The 16,593-nt window shown below is 71.0% G+C and carries 17 protein-coding genes; 11 read left to right on the forward strand and 6 right to left on the reverse strand.

The window, feature by feature from the left end; translation table 11 throughout:
- Positions 1–34 precede the first annotated feature (34 nt).
- From AC6CHX_RS14735 to AC6CHX_RS14755, 5 genes are read left to right on the forward strand one after another with little or no spacing between them, the layout of a single operon-like run.
- Positions 35–4,639 carry an ATP-dependent helicase gene (locus tag AC6CHX_RS14735; protein WP_498273405.1) on the forward strand — a complete coding sequence of 1,535 codons (4,605 nt, stop codon included), beginning with the start codon at positions 35–37 and terminating at the stop codon, positions 4,637–4,639.
- A 43-nt stretch (positions 4,640–4,682) separates the two neighbouring features.
- Positions 4,683–4,931, forward strand: coding sequence for a type II toxin-antitoxin system Phd/YefM family antitoxin (locus tag AC6CHX_RS14740; RefSeq protein ID WP_498273406.1), 249 nt, complete (start codon positions 4,683–4,685; stop codon positions 4,929–4,931).
- Positions 4,928–5,194: a Txe/YoeB family addiction module toxin gene (locus tag AC6CHX_RS14745; protein ID WP_498273407.1), complete on the forward strand. Its 267-nt coding sequence runs from the start codon at positions 4,928–4,930 to the stop codon at positions 5,192–5,194. Before AC6CHX_RS14740 ends, AC6CHX_RS14745 begins: the two co-directional genes overlap by 4 nt.
- 19 nt (positions 5,195–5,213) lie before the next feature.
- Positions 5,214–6,062: an EI24 domain-containing protein gene (locus AC6CHX_RS14750; protein ID WP_498273408.1), complete on the forward strand. Its 849-nt coding sequence runs from the start codon at positions 5,214–5,216 to the stop codon at positions 6,060–6,062.
- On the forward strand, positions 6,062–6,835 hold the full coding sequence (locus AC6CHX_RS14755) for a DNA-formamidopyrimidine glycosylase family protein (RefSeq protein WP_498273409.1): 774 nt from the start codon (positions 6,062–6,064) through the stop codon (positions 6,833–6,835). Before AC6CHX_RS14750 ends, AC6CHX_RS14755 begins: the two co-directional genes overlap by 1 nt.
- A 34-nt stretch (positions 6,836–6,869) precedes the next feature.
- Here AC6CHX_RS14755 and AC6CHX_RS14760 read toward each other — a convergent pair whose 3' ends face one another.
- Complete coding sequence (locus AC6CHX_RS14760) at positions 6,870–7,571, reverse strand: helix-turn-helix transcriptional regulator (protein WP_498273410.1); 702 nt, start codon at positions 7,569–7,571, stop codon at positions 6,870–6,872.
- A gap of 73 nt (positions 7,572–7,644) precedes the next feature.
- Between AC6CHX_RS14760 and AC6CHX_RS14765 the strand changes: the two genes are divergently transcribed.
- Positions 7,645–8,385: an alpha/beta fold hydrolase gene (locus tag AC6CHX_RS14765; RefSeq protein ID WP_498273411.1), complete on the forward strand. Its 741-nt coding sequence runs from the start codon at positions 7,645–7,647 to the stop codon at positions 8,383–8,385.
- Positions 8,386–8,454: 69 nt separating this feature from the next.
- On the opposite strand, the gene AC6CHX_RS14770 is transcribed toward AC6CHX_RS14765, so the two are convergent.
- The gene (locus AC6CHX_RS14770; protein ID WP_498273412.1) at positions 8,455–8,679 is read right to left on the reverse strand and encodes a hypothetical protein; all 225 of its coding nucleotides are present in this window, start codon (positions 8,677–8,679) and stop codon (positions 8,455–8,457) included.
- 291 nt (positions 8,680–8,970) lie between these two features.
- On the opposite strand from AC6CHX_RS14770, the gene AC6CHX_RS14775 reads away from it, so the two are divergent.
- Positions 8,971–9,378 carry a DapH/DapD/GlmU-related protein gene (locus AC6CHX_RS14775; RefSeq protein ID WP_498273413.1) on the forward strand — a complete coding sequence of 136 codons (408 nt, stop codon included), beginning with the start codon at positions 8,971–8,973 and terminating at the stop codon, positions 9,376–9,378.
- Between the two features lie 38 nt (positions 9,379–9,416).
- Here the strand turns inward: AC6CHX_RS14775 and AC6CHX_RS14780 are convergent, their stop codons facing one another.
- Positions 9,417–10,076 carry a LuxR C-terminal-related transcriptional regulator gene (locus AC6CHX_RS14780; protein ID WP_498273414.1) on the reverse strand — a complete coding sequence of 220 codons (660 nt, stop codon included), beginning with the start codon at positions 10,074–10,076 and terminating at the stop codon, positions 9,417–9,419.
- Complete coding sequence (locus tag AC6CHX_RS14785) at positions 10,069–11,316, reverse strand: ATP-binding protein (protein WP_498273415.1); 1,248 nt, start codon at positions 11,314–11,316, stop codon at positions 10,069–10,071. Before AC6CHX_RS14785 ends, AC6CHX_RS14780 begins: the two co-directional genes overlap by 8 nt.
- A 114-nt stretch (positions 11,317–11,430) precedes the next feature.
- Between AC6CHX_RS14785 and AC6CHX_RS14790 the strand changes: the two genes are divergently transcribed.
- From AC6CHX_RS14790 to AC6CHX_RS14805, 4 genes are read left to right on the forward strand one after another with little or no spacing between them, the layout of a single operon-like run.
- Complete coding sequence (locus AC6CHX_RS14790; RefSeq protein ID WP_498273416.1) at positions 11,431–13,044, forward strand: PspC domain-containing protein; 1,614 nt, start codon at positions 11,431–11,433, stop codon at positions 13,042–13,044.
- Positions 13,044–13,352 carry a hypothetical protein gene (locus AC6CHX_RS14795; RefSeq protein ID WP_498273417.1) on the forward strand — a complete coding sequence of 103 codons (309 nt, stop codon included), beginning with the start codon at positions 13,044–13,046 and terminating at the stop codon, positions 13,350–13,352. The genes AC6CHX_RS14790 and AC6CHX_RS14795 overlap by 1 nt, the downstream gene beginning before the upstream one ends.
- Positions 13,353–13,362: 10 nt before the next feature.
- Positions 13,363–14,103 carry a LysR family transcriptional regulator substrate-binding protein gene (locus AC6CHX_RS14800; protein WP_498273418.1) on the forward strand — a complete coding sequence of 247 codons (741 nt, stop codon included), beginning with the start codon at positions 13,363–13,365 and terminating at the stop codon, positions 14,101–14,103.
- Positions 14,104–14,138: 35 nt separating this feature from the next.
- The gene (locus AC6CHX_RS14805) at positions 14,139–14,855 is read left to right on the forward strand and encodes a glutamine amidotransferase-related protein (protein ID WP_136043181.1); all 717 of its coding nucleotides are present in this window, start codon (positions 14,139–14,141) and stop codon (positions 14,853–14,855) included.
- A gap of 45 nt (positions 14,856–14,900) precedes the next feature.
- Here AC6CHX_RS14805 and AC6CHX_RS14810 read toward each other — a convergent pair whose 3' ends face one another.
- Complete coding sequence (locus AC6CHX_RS14810) at positions 14,901–15,371, reverse strand: glutaminase (RefSeq protein WP_498273419.1); 471 nt, start codon at positions 15,369–15,371, stop codon at positions 14,901–14,903.
- Entirely contained in the window at positions 15,368–16,582 is a 1,215-nt protein-coding gene (locus AC6CHX_RS14815; RefSeq protein WP_498273420.1) for a cation:proton antiporter, read from the reverse strand. The genes AC6CHX_RS14810 and AC6CHX_RS14815 overlap by 4 nt, the downstream gene beginning before the upstream one ends.
- Between the last annotated feature and the right edge of the window lie 11 nt (positions 16,583–16,593).

The raw sequence follows: 16,593 nt of genomic DNA on the forward strand, positions 1-16,593 counted from the left end.
CCCCGATGTCCCCGGCCTCGACGAAGATGGAGGGATGAGCGACGTGCTCGAACGCTTCACCCCGGCCACGCAGGACTGGTTCCGGGGTGCGTTCCCCGCGCCCACTCCCGCGCAGGCGGGCGCGTGGGACGCAATTTCCGCGGGCAAGCACGCACTCGTAGTGGCTCCGACCGGCTCGGGCAAGACGCTCTCGGCCTTCCTCTGGGCGATCGACAGCGTGTTCCGCGAGCGAATGAGCGAGACCGCCCCGCCCGCGAAGGGCGAGCCGCGCACGCGCATCCTCTACATCTCGCCGCTGAAGGCCCTCGGCGTCGACGTCGAGCGCAACCTGCGCTCCCCGCTCATCGGCATCGGGCAGTCGGCCCGGCGGCTGGGCGTGCCCTCACCCGCGGTGACGGTCGGCGTGCGCTCGGGGGACACGACCTCGAGCGACCGTCGCAAGCTGGTCTCCGACCCACCCGACATCCTCATCACGACCCCCGAGTCGCTGTACCTCATGCTCACGAGCCGCGCGGGGGAGACGCTGCGCGGGGTGCACACGGTGATCATCGACGAGGTGCACGCGGTCGCCGCCACCAAACGCGGAGCGCACCTCGCCGTGAGCCTGGAGCGCCTCGACGCACTGCGCCGACTCAACGGCATCGACACCCCGGCTCAGCGCATCGGACTCTCGGCCACGGTCCGCCCCATCGACGAGGTGGCGCGTTTCCTCGGCGGCTCGGCACCGGTCGAGATTGTCGCACCTCCCGCATCGAAGACCTTCGAGCTCGGGGTGGTCGTGCCGATGGACGACATGACCAACCCACCACCGCCGCCCGGAGTGCCGGGGGAAGCGGCGGACGCCGAGTACAGCGAGGTCACCGGTTCGGTCTGGCCGCACGTCGAAGAGGCGATCGTCGATCGCATCCTGCAGAACAACTCCACGATCGTGTTCGCCAACTCCCGCCGACTGGCCGAGCGCCTCACCGGGCGCCTGAACGAGATCTACTCCGAGCGGATCGGGGTCGAACTTCCGGCCGCGACCGTGCCCGCCGCGATGATGGCGCAGGCCGGGGCCACCGCGGGCGCCGATCCCGTGCTCGCCAAGGCGCACCACGGCTCGGTGTCGAAGGAGCAGCGCGCCCAGGTCGAGGAGGAGCTCAAGTCGGGCGTGCTGCGCTGCGTCGTCGCGACGAGCAGCCTCGAGCTCGGCATCGACATGGGCGCGGTCGACCTCGTGATCCAGGTCGAGGCCCCTCCTTCGGCCGCCTCTGGGCTGCAGCGCGTCGGCCGCGCCGGGCACCAGGTGGGCGAGATCAGCCGCGCCGCGCTCTTCCCGAAGCACCGCGGCGACGTGCTGCACACCGCGATCGTGACCGAGCGGATGCTGGCGGGCAAGATCGAGGCGATCCAGGTGCCGCGCAACCCGCTCGACATCCTCGCGCAGCAGACCGTGGCGGCGAGCGCGCTCGGAGCCATCGGCGTCGAGGAATGGTTCGAGACGGTCCGCCGCTCCGCACCCTTCCAGGCGCTGCCCCGCTCGGCCTACGAAGCGACACTCGACCTGCTGGCCGGACGCTTCCCGTCCGACGAGTTCGCCGAGCTGCGGCCGCGGCTCGTGTGGGATCGCGATGCCGGCACCCTCACCGGAAGGCCCGGCGCGCAGCGCATCGCCGTGACCAGCGGCGGCACGATCCCCGATCGCGGCCTGTTCGGGGTGTTCGTGGCCGGCGAGACGACCGGCGCCCGCGTCGGCGAGCTCGACGAGGAGATGGTCTACGAGTCGCGGGTGGGCGACGTGTTCACGCTCGGGACGACGAGCTGGCGCATCGCCGAGATCACCCACGACCGCGTGAACGTCATCCCCGCCTACGGGCAGCCCGGAAAGGTGCCGTTCTGGCACGGCGACGGCATCGGTCGACCGTTCGAGCTCGGCGAAGCCCTGGGCGCGTTCTCCCGTGAGGTGTCGGCGGCCACTCCCGAGAAGGCGGCGCAGCGACTGATCGAGGCTGGCCTCGACGAACAGGCGCGGGCGAACCTCATGGCCCACCTGACCGAGCAGCGCGAGGCGACGGGCACCCTTCCGACCGACCGCACGCTCACGGTCGAGCGCGGTCGCGACGAGGTGGGCGACTGGCGGGTCATCCTGCATTCTCCCTACGGCATGAAGGTGCACGCACCGTGGGCCCTTGCGATCAACGCCCGGGTGCGCGAACGCCTCGGCGTCGAAGGCTCGGCGGTCGCGAGCGACGACGGCATCATCGTGCGCATCCCCGATGCCGAGGCCGAGCCGCCCGGAGCCGAGCTCTTCGTGTTCGAGCCCGACGAGCTGGAGCACCTGGTCACCGAGGAGGTGGGCGGCTCGGCGCTGTTCGCCTCGCGGTTCCGGGAGTGCGCGGCGCGGGCGCTGCTCATGCCGCGGATGAACCCGAACAAGCGCACGCCGTTGTGGCAGCAGCGGCAGCGGTCGGCGCAGCTGCTCGAGGTGGCCCGGCGGCATCCGACCTTCCCGGTGATCCTCGAGACGCTGCGCGAGGTGCTGCAGGACGTCTACGACCTGCCCTCCCTGCGCAAGCTCGCGACCTCCATCGCCGACCGCCGCATCCGGCTGGTCGAGACCGAGCCCGGCCAGCCGTCGCCCTACGCCCGCGACCTGCTGTTCGGCTACGTCGGCGCCTTCATGTACGAGGGCGACTCGCCCCTCGCCGAGCGCCGGGCCGCGGCCCTCTCGGTCGACCCCGCCCTTCTCGGCGAACTTCTGGGGACCGTCGAGCTCCGCGAGCTGCTCGACCCGGATGTGATCGCCCAGTTCGAGCGGGAGGCGCAGCGGCTCGACCCCGACCGCCGTGCACGCGGACTCGAGGGTGTCGCCGACCTGCTGCGGATGCTCGGACCACTCGACGCGGAAGAGGTGGCGGCACGCCTCGACCCGGCGAGCGTGCTCGAGACGGAAGCGGAGACCGTCGACACTGCGACCGCCACCGCGCTGCTGAACGATCTGATCACCGCCCGACGCGCGATCCCGGTGACGATCGGCGGTGTGAGCCGGGTGGCCGCGATCGAAGACGCAGGACGACTGCGCGATGCGCTCGGCGTCGCTCTCCCGACGGGCATCCCGGTGGCGTTCCTCGAACCGCTGGCCGACCCGCTGGGAGACCTCGTCGCCCGCCACGCCCGCACGCACGGCCCCTTCACGACGGATGCCGTCGCCACCCGGTTCGGACTCGGCTCCGCGGTCGCCCGCCACACCCTGCAGCGGCTGGAGAACGCCCGCCGTCTCACGAGCGGCTACTTCCTGCCGGAGGCTGCCGGCAGCGGCGACGCGATCGAATGGTGCGACAGCGAGGTGCTGCGTCGCCTGCGGATGCGCTCGCTCGCGGCCATCCGCGGTTCGGTCGAGCCGGTCTCCCCCGAGGCCTATGCACGGTTCCTCCCCGACTGGCAGCACGTGGGCCGGCCACTGGAGGGCGTCGACGGCGTCCTGAGCGTCATCGAGCAGTTCGCAGGGGTGCCGATCCCCGCGAGTGCGTGGGAATCGCTGGTCCTGCCCTCGCGGGTGCGCGACTACTCCCCCGCGATGCTCGACGAGCTCACGGCGGCGGGCGAGGTCATCTGGTCCGGTCACGGCACTCTCCCGGGTCGCGACGGCTGGGTGTCGCTGCATCCGGTCGACCTCGCGCCCTTCACCCTCCCGGAGCGGGATGCCGAGATCGCATCCGACTCGTTGGAGTCGCGCATCCTCATCGCGCTCGACGTCGGCGGCGCCTACTTCGCGGCACAGCTCAAAGACATGGCGGCGGCCGAGAACGAGCAGTCCGTGCTCGAGGCACTGTGGTCGCTGACGTGGTCGGGCTACGTGACGAACGATACGTTCGGCCCGATCCGCTCGCTCCTCGCGGGCGGCTCGCAGGCTCACAAGGTGAAGCGCCGAGCACCCCGCGCCCGCACCTATCGCGGCGTATCCTTCACGGGTTCCGCGGCGCCGCGGCCGGCGTCGATCGGCGGACGCTGGTCCCTGCTGCCGGCGCTCGAGACGGATGCCGCCCGCCGCGCCACCGTCACCGCAGGCCTCCTGCTCGACCGCTACGGGGTCGTCACCCGCGGCGCCGTGCAGGCCGAGGGCGTTCCCGGCGGCTTCGCCCAGGCGTACCGCGTACTCGCCGGTTTCGAGGAGGCGGGCCATTGCCGTCGCGGCTACGTGATCGAGAAGCTCGGGGCCGCGCAGTTCGCCGCCTCCGGCACGGTCGACCGCCTCCGCACCTACGCCGGGCTCGCCGATCCGCCGCCCCGCAAGGCCGTGACCCTCGCGGCCACCGATCCTGCGAACCCCTACGGCGCGGCCCTCGGCTGGCCCAAGCTCGACGGGGTGTCGCACCGCCCCGGCCGCAAGGCGGGCGGCCTGGTGGTGCTCGTCGACGGCACTCTCGTGCTCTCCCTCGAACGCGGTGGCCGCACGGTGCTGTCGTTCAGCGACGACGGCGAGGTGCTGCGCGCCGCAGCAGCCGACCTGGCCGCCACCGCACGCGCCCGACGACTGGACACCCTGACCGTCGAGAAGATCAACGGCGAGGGCGTCTACGGCACCGAGCTGGCGCTCGCCCTCCAGGAGGCGGGCTTCGTGGCCACTCCGCGCGGTTACACGCTCCGCAAGGTGGTCTGAGCCATCCAGAGTGGTACCATAAGTGGTACCAGAAGGGATGCACATGGCCATCACCACGAGCGAAGCGCGCCGCGATCTGTTCGGTCTGATCGAGCGCGTCAACCTCGATCATTCCGAGATCGAGATCGTGTCCCGACGCGGAGCAGCCGTCCTCATGTCGAAGGCCGAGTACGACTCGCTGATCGAGACCAGCCATCTCCTGCGCTCCCCCGCGAACGCGAACCGCCTGCTCACAGCTCTCGCCTCCGCGCAGGCCGGCGAGGTCACGGAACACGAGCTCGACGAGGCATGACCTCGCGAGTGCTCGTCTGGACGCCGCAGGGATGGGAGGACTACGTCCATTGGCAGACCGAGGATCGCCGCACGCTGAAACGCATCAACCTCCTTCTGAGCGATCTCCTGCGCGATGACCCCTTCGAGGGGATCGGCAAGCCGGAACCGCTCAAGCACGCTCTTGCCGGAGCCTGGTCTCGGCGCATCGATGAGACGAACCGACTGGTCTACACCGCCAACGACCATCAGGTCATCATCCTGCAAGCCCGCTACCACTACTGACACACCTACGCTGGAAGCCATGATCCGAGAGTTCGCCGCCGGCATCCGCACCCTGCTGCGCGGATTCGGGCTGTGGCGCACCCGACCGGGTCTCATGCTGCTCGGTCTGATCCCGGCGATCATCGCGGTCATCGTGCTCGCCGCCGCCCTGGTCCCCCTCGTGATCGGCATGCCGTCGATCTCCACTTGGCTGACGCCGTTCGCCGACGGATGGATCGAGCCGTGGCGAGGGTTGCTGCGCACCGCTGTGGGACTGGTCGTCGTCGCTGCCGCCCTGGCTCTCGCCAGCGTGGTGTTCAGCGCGCTGACGCTGACCATCGGCGACCCCTTCTATCAGCGCATCTGGCATGCCGTCGAGGTCGACCTCGGCTCGCCCCCGCCCGCCGACGGCGGCAGCTTCTGGACCACTCTCGGCGAAGGGCTCCGGCTCGTCCTGCTCGGCATCCTGATCGCGATCGGCGTGCTCCTGATCGGCCTCATCCCGGCGGTCGGCGGCTTCCTCGGTCCGGTTTCGGGTGTCGTCCTGACCGGGCGGCTGCTGGCACGCGAGCTCACCGGCCGCGCCTTCGACGCGCGCGACCTCAGCCCGGCCGATCGTTCCGCGCTGTTCTCGGGCAGCCGCGCGCGGGTGCTCGGTTTCGGCGTCGCGACGCAGCTCTGCTTCCTGATCCCCGGCGGGGCGGTCGCGATCATGCCGGCCGCAGTGGCCGGCAGCACGATGCTCGCGCGCGATCTGCTCGCCCGCACCGCCGTCACCGCAGCATCGTCGCCGGGAGCACCGGTGACTCCTCCCCCGCCCCCACCACATGCCCAGCCGTCGCCGCTTCCGCCGCCCCCGCAGCTCGGCGCGGGATCCGGAGCCTCCTGATGCCCGAGGGCGACACCGTCTTCCGCACCGCGAGGCGCCTCGACGAGGCCATCGCCGGTGCCGAGGTCACCCGTTTCGACCTTCGCGTGCCCCGCTTCGCGACGCTCGACCTGACCGGTCAGCCCGTGCACGGAGTCGTCCCGCGCGGCAAGCACCTGCTCATGCGGATCGGCGACAGCACCCTGCATTCGCATCTGCGCATGGATGGCGCGTGGTTCACCTACCGCCGAGGCGAGAAGTGGCGGCATCCGGCCTTCAAGGTCCGTGCGATAGTCGGCACCTCGGAGCGTGAGGCCGTCGGCGTCGACATCGCCGAGATCGAGGTCGTCCCCACTCGCGACGAGGACCAGCTCGTCGGCTACCTCGGCCCCGATCCGCTCGCGGACGACTGGGATGCGGCCGAGGCCCTCCGACGACTCGGAGCCGACACCCGCAGCATCCACGTCGCCCTCCTCGATCAGCGCAACGTCGCGGGATTCGGCAACGAGTACGCCGCAGAGCTCCTGTTCCTGCGCGGCATCCTGCCGACGCGGCCGACGCCCGAGGTCGACCTGGCCGCCCTCCTCGACCTCGGGGTGCGCACCATCCGCACCAACCGCGACCGCCGCCACCGCACCTTCACGGGCATCGACCGTCCGGGCCAGGGCACCTGGGTCTACGGCCGCGCCGGGCGCCCGTGCCGCCGCTGCGGAACCCTCATCCGGCGCGGCGAGCAGGGCGCCGATCCGACCCGTGAGCGCATCACGTTCTGGTGTCCGGTCTGCCAGCGCTGACCTCGCAGCGCCGCTGACACCTCGATCGCATCGGTCACTCGCTGCGGAGCCCGTGCACCGGCCGGGCGTTCGCCGGCGGGGTCCCGACCTCCTGAACGGTGTGACCGCTGCAGGCGCGGGTCGTCATGCGGGCCTGCTCGATGCGGGACACGACGAACCAGCGCATGGCGTCGCGCAGAAGGCACCAGCCGACCAGGTACCACTGGCCGTTCGTGGAGGCGAACATCACGGGCTCGACCTCACGAGCGGTCGTGGCACCGGCGAGGGAGGTGTAACGGATCCTGATCGTCCGCTGCTCTGCCATCGCCTCCTCGATCACCGACCGGACAGCGCGGGAGGACGGGGGCGATCCATCGACCCACACCCGACGCCCCAGCTCGGCTGCCCTCTCCCGCGTGCGGGGATCGAGAACGTCCAGGATCTTCTGCACCCCCGCCGATGCCAGGTCGGAGTACGGAGCATCGGGCGCCGCCGACACAGCCGCCAGAAGCGCCACAGCCTGTGCCGGCGACAGGGTGACGGGCGGCAGGGATGCACTCGACGCCAACCCGTAGCCGCCGCCGGGCCCCGGGCGCGACCACACCGCCGCGCCGCTGCTCGCCAGCGCGGCGAGGTCTCGCTTCACCGTCCGCACCGATACCTCGAACTCAGTCGCGAGGCGCTCGGCCGTGTATCCGCGCGTGCCGTTGCGGCGCAGCATCTCCGTGAGCGCATGGAGCCGTTCGGTTCGCTTCACCGCCGGCACCTCGTGGAATTCATGACAGAAATAGTGCCATACAGCTGTCCGGAGCGGCTGCGAGCATCGAGATATGACGACAGAAACACGGAATCCGACCATCCTCCTCATCGCGGGCCACTGGCTCGGCGCCTGGGCCTGGGACGAGGTGCGGGAGGGCCTGACAGCGAACGGTCAGGACGCGGTCGCTCTCACGCTCCCCGGCCTCGACCCTCACGATCCCGAGCGATCCTCCCGGACCCTCGACGATCAGGCCGCGGCGATCCAAGAGGCCATGACACGCGCGGGCGCCTCGGCGGAGCGGCCCGTGGTGCTCGTGGGCCACAGCGGGGCCAACGCTCCGCTCAGCATCGTCCTCGACCGGCATCCGGAGCTCATCCGCCGGATCGTCTGGGTCGACTCCGGCCCCGTCGCACCCGGGAGCGTCTTCGCGCCCGAGCTCCCCGACACGGTGGAAGAGCTGCCGTTGCCGCCGTTCGATGTCCTCGGAGAGCAGGCCAGCCTCGAAGGTCTGAGCGCCGAGATGCTCGAGCGCTTCCGTGCCCGCGCCGTCCCCGAGCCCGGGCCGGTGCTCCGGCAGCCCGTCGAACTCACGAACGACGCGCGCCGCCGGGTCCCCACCACCCTGGTCTGCTGCTCCCTCCCGAGCGCGCAGATGTTGGAGCTCGCCCGCGCCGGGCATCCGATGTTCGCCGAGGTCGACGCCCTCGATGATCTTGTGGTCATAGACCTCCCGACCGGGCATTGGCCGATGTGGAGCCGGCCTGCGGATCTCGCGAAGACGATCGGTTCCGTGGCCTCGCGCGCCGACTGATGCGCGCAACTGCGCCACGCTGGAGCACTATCGGGGTCGACTGACCGCCATGATCATGGCACGAGCTGACTACTCCGAGGGGATCGGCTCCTCCTGCTGCGCCCGATAACGAGCGTCCTCTTTTCGCACCTGACGCGCTATGAGCCAGCGGGTGGTGAAGCCGAGAATGATGACGGCTGCGATGGCAGCAGGCCAGGCGATGGGCGCCGGTACGTAGTGCACGCACAGCATGAAGGCGACAGGCATGGTCAAAAGGCCGACGATGAAGACGACCGGTGGGGAGTTGGTGCTCATCCGCGGCGGAACCCGGCCGCCCCGAGCAGAGCCCTCAGGCGACTGCTGGTCAGCATTGGATGATTCCACCGACTGTCCCTCCGAGGAATGCTCCGAGCGAGGAGTGTTCACGGGGAACTCCCTTTCTCATTGATGGACTCCGGCCATATAACATGCTACCTGTTACCGTACGTCTCTCTCTGGAGGCCGGAGGGAACCTCCCCCGCGACCCCTACATCCATCCGCGGGAATGAATCCGCCCCTGCCGTGGTTGTTGATATATCCGGAGAACTCCGGAGCACGGGAGGAATCGTGGGTAAGAACTACGTCGACATCGAGAACGACCAGGGCGCGACGCTGCGGTACCGCAAGCACGCGAATGGTCGAGGTCTCGTCGCGCATGGCGCGAAGGTGCATCCGAAGGCGCACATCGAGGCGGGTGCCTATATCGAACCGGGCGCGCGCATCGGCGCCGGGGCGACCATCGCCCGCGGCGCCTGGATCGACGAAGACGCCGTGGTCGGCGAGGGCGCGTTCGTCGACGCGCACGCGCACATCGGCCAGGGCGCTGCGGTCGGCGATCACGCCTACGTGGGTGTTCGCACCGACGTCGGCGCCGGAGCGCGCATCGTCCGCGGCGCCAGGATCGGCGACGACGAGACGGTCGCCGCAGGCCTCACCATCGCGACGGACCAGAAAGGCCTCTGGCTCGCGGCCTGACCGCGCCGCACTCGACCTGAGCGGGTCGCGTGGCCCGACTACAGCAGTCGCCGCTCCGACGCCCAGGCGGTGAGTTCGTGCCGCGACGAGAGCTGCAGCTTACGCAGCACGGATGAGACGTGGGTCTCCACGGTCTTGATCGAGATGAACAGCTCGGACGCGACCTCTTTGTAGGCGTAGCCGCGGGCGATCAGTCGCATGACCTCCTGCTCGCGCGCCGAGAGCCGGTCGAGCTCATCCGTCGCGGTCGCGGTCTCGCCCGCAACCGCCCCGAACGCGTCGAGCACGAAGCCGGCGAGCCGCGGAGAGAACACCGCATCGCCGTCGGCCACAGCATGCACGGCCTTGCTGACCTCGATGCCGGACGATCCCTTGGTGATGTATCCCCTCGCCCCGGCACGGATCACGCGCACGACATCGGCCGCGGCATCCGACACGCTCAGCGCGAGGAATCGTGCCGCGGTCGGCACCGAGCCGCGGATCACGGCCTCTCCCCCGGTCGCATCGTCACCGGGGCCGCCGGGCAGATGCACGTCGAGCAGCACCACATCGGGCTGCGTCTCGCCGATCACGGCGATGGCGGACGGCACATCCGCCGCCTCGCCCACGACGTCGACGCTCGCATCGAGGTCGGCGCGCAGACCGGAGCGGAAGATCGAGTGGTCGTCGACGATCACGACGCGGATGCTGTCAGCCACGGTTCTCCTCCCTGGTGGGCGCGGGTCGCGCGGGCGGCCGGTCCTGGTGCGCGCTCGACGCGATGCTGAGATGCACCTCGGTGCCGTTCTCGTCGCTGCGGACGCCACCCGAGCCGCCGGCGCGGCGCATCCGGCCGATGATCGACTCCCGCACCCCGAGGCGGTCGCTCGGCACCTCGTCGAGCGAGAACCCGGCACCGCGGTCGCGGATGAAGACGTCGACACCGGTCGCGCTGCCCTCGATGTACACCGAGATCTGGCCGCCCGCGTGCCGGGCCGCGTTCAGGATCGCCTCTCGGGCCGCGGCCGCCAGCTCACCACTCGCGCGCTCGGCAGACAGGCCGGCCGAGACCACGTCGATGCGCACGGGGTAGTCGAGTTCGAGCGCCCCCGCATAGTCGCGCAGATCCGTCGGCAGGTCGCTGTCGGCCGGGGCGTCGCCGTCGTACAGCCACGCCCGCAGCTCGCGCTCCTGCGCCCTGGCGAGACGCGCGGCCTCGCTGGAGGCCCCGGCCCTGTTCTGGATCAGGGCGAGCGTCTGCAGCACGGAGTCGTGCAGGTGCGCGGCCATCTGGCTGCGCTGCTCCTCGCGGATGCGGCGGACCCGCTCACCGGAGAGCTCGCGCCATCGGGGTATCAGCGCCGACGAGGCCACGGCGGCGAGCCCGGCGAGCGGGAGAAGCACCAGTGCCACGCCCGACCGGGCGACGGGCCAGGACAGCAGCACCGTGAACAGCAGCGCCAGCAGCAGGATCGAGACGACCCGCACGGTCATCGTGTGCCGCGGCCCGCGAGCCGTGTCGGTGCGATCGATGAGGGTGGCCCACAGCCCGGCACCGGTCGCGAACGCTGCCGCGCCACCCACCACGACGGCGGCCAGGTCCGGGGGGATCGACCCGCTCAGCCAGTCGCTGCCCCCACGCCAGACCAGCACGACGAGCATCCCCACGGCCGCGGGGGCGAGCAGCAGCCAGGCCACCGGCATCCGCCTCGTCGGTGCACTCTCGCCCTCGGCCCACGGCGTGAAGACCCAGCACCAGGCATAGAGCAGGATGCCGGCGCCCCCGCACAGGGCGAGCGCGATGAACAGCGCCCGCACCAGCCCCACGCGCACGCCGAGGTGACGGGCGAGACCGGCAGTCACGCCGGCCACCAGACAGTCCCGGTCGCGGGTCAGCGGCGGGCGCGGCGGAGCCGCCACGCGCGGAGGTCGCGCAGAAGCGTGCGCCGAAGAGGACATGACGCCATCCAATCATCCGCGTGCCCTGCCCGGGTCCTCCCCGGCGCAGAATCAGGGGTCGCTCAGGGGTTCCCCCCATGGCAGGGAACCGACCGCTGCCGCCAGGATCGAAGCATGACGATTCCGACTGCGCCACCGCCCCCCGCCGACCACGCCGCTCCGGCCACCGGCACACCGGGCCCCGGCATCCCTCGCGGAGCCGAACGCTTCCTCCTCTGGGTCGCCGGGCTCGGCGTCGCCCGGTCCGAGGGCTGGCTCGGCGGCGTCTCGGCGGGCATCGCCGCACGCCTGCGGATCGACCCGCTGATCGTCCGCGGCGTCCTCGTGGTCGCGGCCCTCTTCGGCCTGCCGGTCATCTTCCTCTACGCCGCGGCCTGGGCGCTGCTGCCGGATGTCGACGGCCGGGTGCACGTCCGCGATCTGCTCCGTCGCGACTACCAGCCGGTGCAGTGGGGCATCCTCGCGATGGCTGTGATCGGCCTGTTCCCGACCGCTCCGCTCGCCGGACGCCTCTTCGGGCTCGGCTACGACGGCTGGTCGGCCCTGTCTCTCATGAGCTGGATCATCGGCCTCGTGCTCGTCGCCGTCCTGCTCATCCTGATCGTGCGTGCTGCGAGCCGCACCCCGGGTGCTTCCGCGCCGGATCTGCCGATGGCTTCCGCAGATCAGGCGGCCCCGGCCGCGTCCGTCACCCTCGGCGGTTCGGGTACCGCCGAGGGGACGGACGCCACACTCCCGTACGGCGCCTACGCCGCGGCTGATGCCGACACCGCGAACACCGTGGTCGCATCCGATGGCTCGGCATCCGAGCTCCCGCCCCTCGACCCCGCAGCGACGGCGGCGATACCGCCCGCACCTCCCGCACTGCTTCCCCCTGGTTCGCAGGACCCGGCCGCCCTCGAGGCGTGGCGCGCCCAGAACGCCGCCTGGAAGGAACAGGACCAGGCATGGCGACGTCAGCAGCAGGATGCCGAGCGCGCCGCCCGTGACCAGCTGCGCCGTGAGCGCCAGGCCGAGGCCGCCGTGTTCGCCTCCGAGGCCGCCGAGCGTCGCCGCATCCGCCGCGCATCGAACCCGCGCGCCGGCTTCGCATTCGCCGCGACCATCCTCGGTCTCGCGATCATCACCGGGGCCGCCGTCGGTCTCGTCGCGGGTGGCGAACTGGTCGGTGTCGCCCTCGGACTGCTCGCCGCCGCCCTCATCCTGGCGCTCGGCATGATCGTCGCCGGAGCCTTCCGCCGACGCAGCGGCTTCCTGGCCTTCGCGACCGTCATCACCCTGGTGGGTGGGCTCATCGTCGGCGGGTTCTCCACCCTGCAGGGCTTCACCCTCGGCTGGGCGTCGGTCACGAACTACCGCGCGGAGCACATCCGGCAGCCGTTCGGCGAGCTCAACGTGTCGCTGAACCAGCACGACGACGCGCCCCGGCCGATCGTGATCGAGAAGGGCTCCGGCACGACCTTCATCCAGGTGGATCCGGGCGTCCAACTGCAGCTGCGTGCGACCGTCGACACGGCGGACATCACCTGGACCCGCGTCGACGCCGAGTACTACAACGTCATCGATTCCGGCACCTGGTCGGCCACGCAGCGCGGCGGGGAGTCGGTCGTCGTCGAGAACATCTCTGCGGAGAACGCGTCGACCACCACCATCCAACCCGTCACCATCGATCAGAACAGCGGCGAGATCTCCATCACCGTCGTCGAGCCGAAGAAGGAAGACCAGTGATGAGCACTCCCCCGATCACCGAGACGACCATCCGTCCCCGCACCCGCTGGGCGGCCATCATCTGGGGACTCCTGTTCGCATCCATCGCCGCCGTCGCGCTCAGCCAGCTCGCCGACGCCACCCGTCGTGAAGCGATCGCGGACACGCTGATGACCATGACGCCCACGACGATCACCGCGATCGTCCTGCTCACCGCCGGGGTGCTGCTGCTCGTCGGCGGGGCCGCGGGTCTCATCCGTCGTGCACAGCGGAAGCTGGCGGCGGCGTCCGAGGACCGACGAGAGGTGCCGGGCGCGCTCGCCGAGTAGCCTTGTCCCCATGGCGAATCAGGGAAGACGGCCCGCGAAGGGCGCAGGCCGCGGCACACCCGTACGCCGGAACAAGGCCGCTCCCGCCGAGCGGTTCCCCCCGCAGAAGCCCAAGAAGAAGACGGCCAAGGTCGTCTTCGATGCCCCGCAGACCGAGCCAGAGGCACCGCGCACCTTCCGTCTGGGCGCGGTGCCCGGTGCGACTCCGGGCAAGTGGATCGACGCGTGGAAGCAGCGGATGCCGCGCGTGCCACTCGAACTCGTGCCGATCGAGGCCGCCACGCAGCGCACCGCCCTCGACGAGGTCGACGCCGCGCTGGTGCGACTGCCCCTGACGGACGAGTCGCTGCACATCATCCCCCTGTACGACGAGCTCCCGGTCGTCGTCGCCGCGGCCGACTCGCATCTGATGGCCGCGGAGGAGCTCACGGCCGCCGACCTGGAAGGCGAGGTCGTGATCGGCCTCACCGACGACGTGCTCGGTGCTCTCGACCTGCCCGGGACGACACCGGCGAGGTTCGCCGCGCTGCCGACCGACCAGGCGATCGTGACCGCGGCATCCGGCGTCGGCATCGTGATCGTGCCGATGTCGCTCGCCCGCATGCATCACCGCAAGGATGCCGATCACCGCGTCCTCGCCGACGGACCGACCTCGACCGTCGCTCTCGTCTGGCCGCGCGAGCGCACCACGCCCGACGTCGAGACGTTCGTCGGCATCGTCCGCGGTCGCACCGCGAACTCCTCCCGGTGACCGGCGACGTTCGTCGCGCTCGTTAGAATCTCCTGATGGCCTCGCTCCTCTACGTCTGCGTGCGCCCCGAGCTCGGGGCGGCGGATGCCGAGCACGCATCGTTCCGGCGGGCACTCGGCGTCGACGTCGTCGACCGGCTCGACCTGCTGCAGACGCCGCTCGACATCGCACGGGTGCGCGGCTACGACGGGGTCGTGGTCGGCGGGTCTCCGTACAACGTCTCCGACGCCGTGAAATCCACGGAGCAGCTGCGTGTCGAGGCCGACCTGCGCACCCTCGCCGATGCGGCGATCGCCGCGGAGGTCGCCGTGTTCTTCACCTGCTTCAGCATCGGCGTCGTGACCCGCATGCTCGGCGGCGAGGTCGTCACCGACACCCCGGAGCCCGCGAGCGCCACCGTGATCGACGTGACCGAGGCCGGCGCCGCCGACCCCGTGTTCGGCCCCAGCGGCTCCGCGCTGACGGTCTTCACGGCGCACAAGGAGAGTGCAGAGAGCACCCCGACCGGTGCGGTGCTGCTCGCGACCAACGACGTCTGCCCTGTGCAGGCCTACCGGGTGGGCACGCACCTCTACGCGGCGCAGTTCCACCCCGAGCCCACTCCCCGCGACTTCGCCGACCGGATGACGTTCTACCGCACCACCGGCTACTTCGACCCCGACGAGTTCGACGCGGTGCAGCAGCAGGTGCTCGCGGCATCGGTCACCGAGGGCGCTGCACTCCTGCGGCGATTCGCCGAGACGTTCGCCTGAATCGGGCCGGGCTGAGTCAGGCCGGATCGAATCAGCTCGCCGACGTCAGCTCGCCACTCCGTCACGCAGCAGAGCGACGCGCTCGCGCAGGTATGCCTCCAGGGGCATGAACCCGCCCGCCGTGCTCCAACGCACCGACGGGACCCCGTCGACCAGAGACAGCGGACCCGACGAGCCCCCGGCATCCACCGCATCGACGTCGATCACGCTCCACCCCACGTGCACGACCTCGCCCTCGCCGAAGCCACCGCGCAGAGCCTCGGCCCGGCGCTCGGCACGCTCTCGCGCCGACTCGGCCGTGTAGCCACGGCGGCCGGGGTCGGCCGCCCGCAGCACCTCGGCGGTCGCCAGCGCGTGGGTCTCGGTCAGCAGCAGCACGCCCAGATGCCAGGCTTCGCCCACCCGCACGATGCGGCGGCCCCGCCACCGGGAGTCGCGCTGCTCGCCGAGACCCTCCTTCGGAGACCCGGCGAGATCGGCCACGGCGGCCGTCAGCAGAGCGGATGCCGAGGTCACAGCTCCCCCTGCAGCGACTCGCCCGCGCGTGCCGGACCGACGACCTCTTCGCGATCCCCACGGAGGGTCATGCCGATCAGCGGATACAGCAGTACCGACAGCATGCCTGCTCCGACGAGGGCCGCGGCCGTGCCGGTGTCGAGCATGTCCTGATCCACGCCGATGGCGGTGACCGCGACGATGATCGGCAGGCCGGTGGCGGCGAGCAGGCCGAGCGCCGCACGGTCGCGCACGCTCATCCCCGCTGGCGCCGAGAGCTGCGCGGCCGCACCGCGGATCACGAGCAGCGCGATCAGGAAGATCGGCACCAGCGCCAGCGCCGTGGGCGAGGTGAGCAGCGCCTGCAGGTCGAACGTGACGCCGGTGTACAGGAAGAAGATCGGCACGAGGAAGCCGAACGCGATGGCCTCGATCTTGCTCTCGACCTGCTCGGCGGATTCCTTGGGCGCCCGCGCCATGATGATGCGCCAGACCGCGCCGGCTACGAACGCGCCCAGCAGCATGTCGAGGTCGAGCATCACGCTGAGTCCGACCAGCGCCGCGATGAGCAGGATCACGAAGCGCACCCCGAACTGGTCGGAGGTGTGCAGGGTGGCCAGGACGATGCGGTGCAGACGACCGTGCGGCACGCGATGCGCCAGCAGCACTGCGAGGCCGGCCAGCACGACGAAGGTCAGCAGGACCGCCGTGGCGATGGGCGTGGTCCGCGTGCTCAGGAAGATCGAGATCGCGATCAGGGGCAGGAACTCGCCGACGGCCCCGATCGTGCTGATCGCCCGACCGAAGGGTGTGTCGAGCTCGCGCGCATCGCGCAGGATGGGCATCAGCGTGCCGAGCGCCGTGGAGCTGAGCGCGATCCCGATCACGACCATCCCCTCGCCCGGCGCGAAGAAGAAGCCGAGCCCGATGCCCAGCAGCACGCTGAGCAGCCAGCCCGCTGAAGCCCGGGCGAGCGGCTTCCCGGCCACCATCTTGAAGTCGATCTCGGTGCCGGCCACGAAGAACAGCAGCGCCAGACCGAAGTCGCTGAGCTTCTCCAGCAGCGGCCCCGGCTCGACCCAGCCGAGCACGGCGGGTCCGACGAGGATGCCGAGCACGAGCTCGAACACCACGATGGGCACCCGCACCACCGGGCGCACGCCGCGGGCGAGCAGGGGCGCGGCGACGGCCAACAGGGGGATCAGCACCAGGCCGAGGTCACTCGCTTCCACGAGACTCAGAG

It is taken from the genome of Microbacterium sp. GQ128, assembly GCF_059758615.1.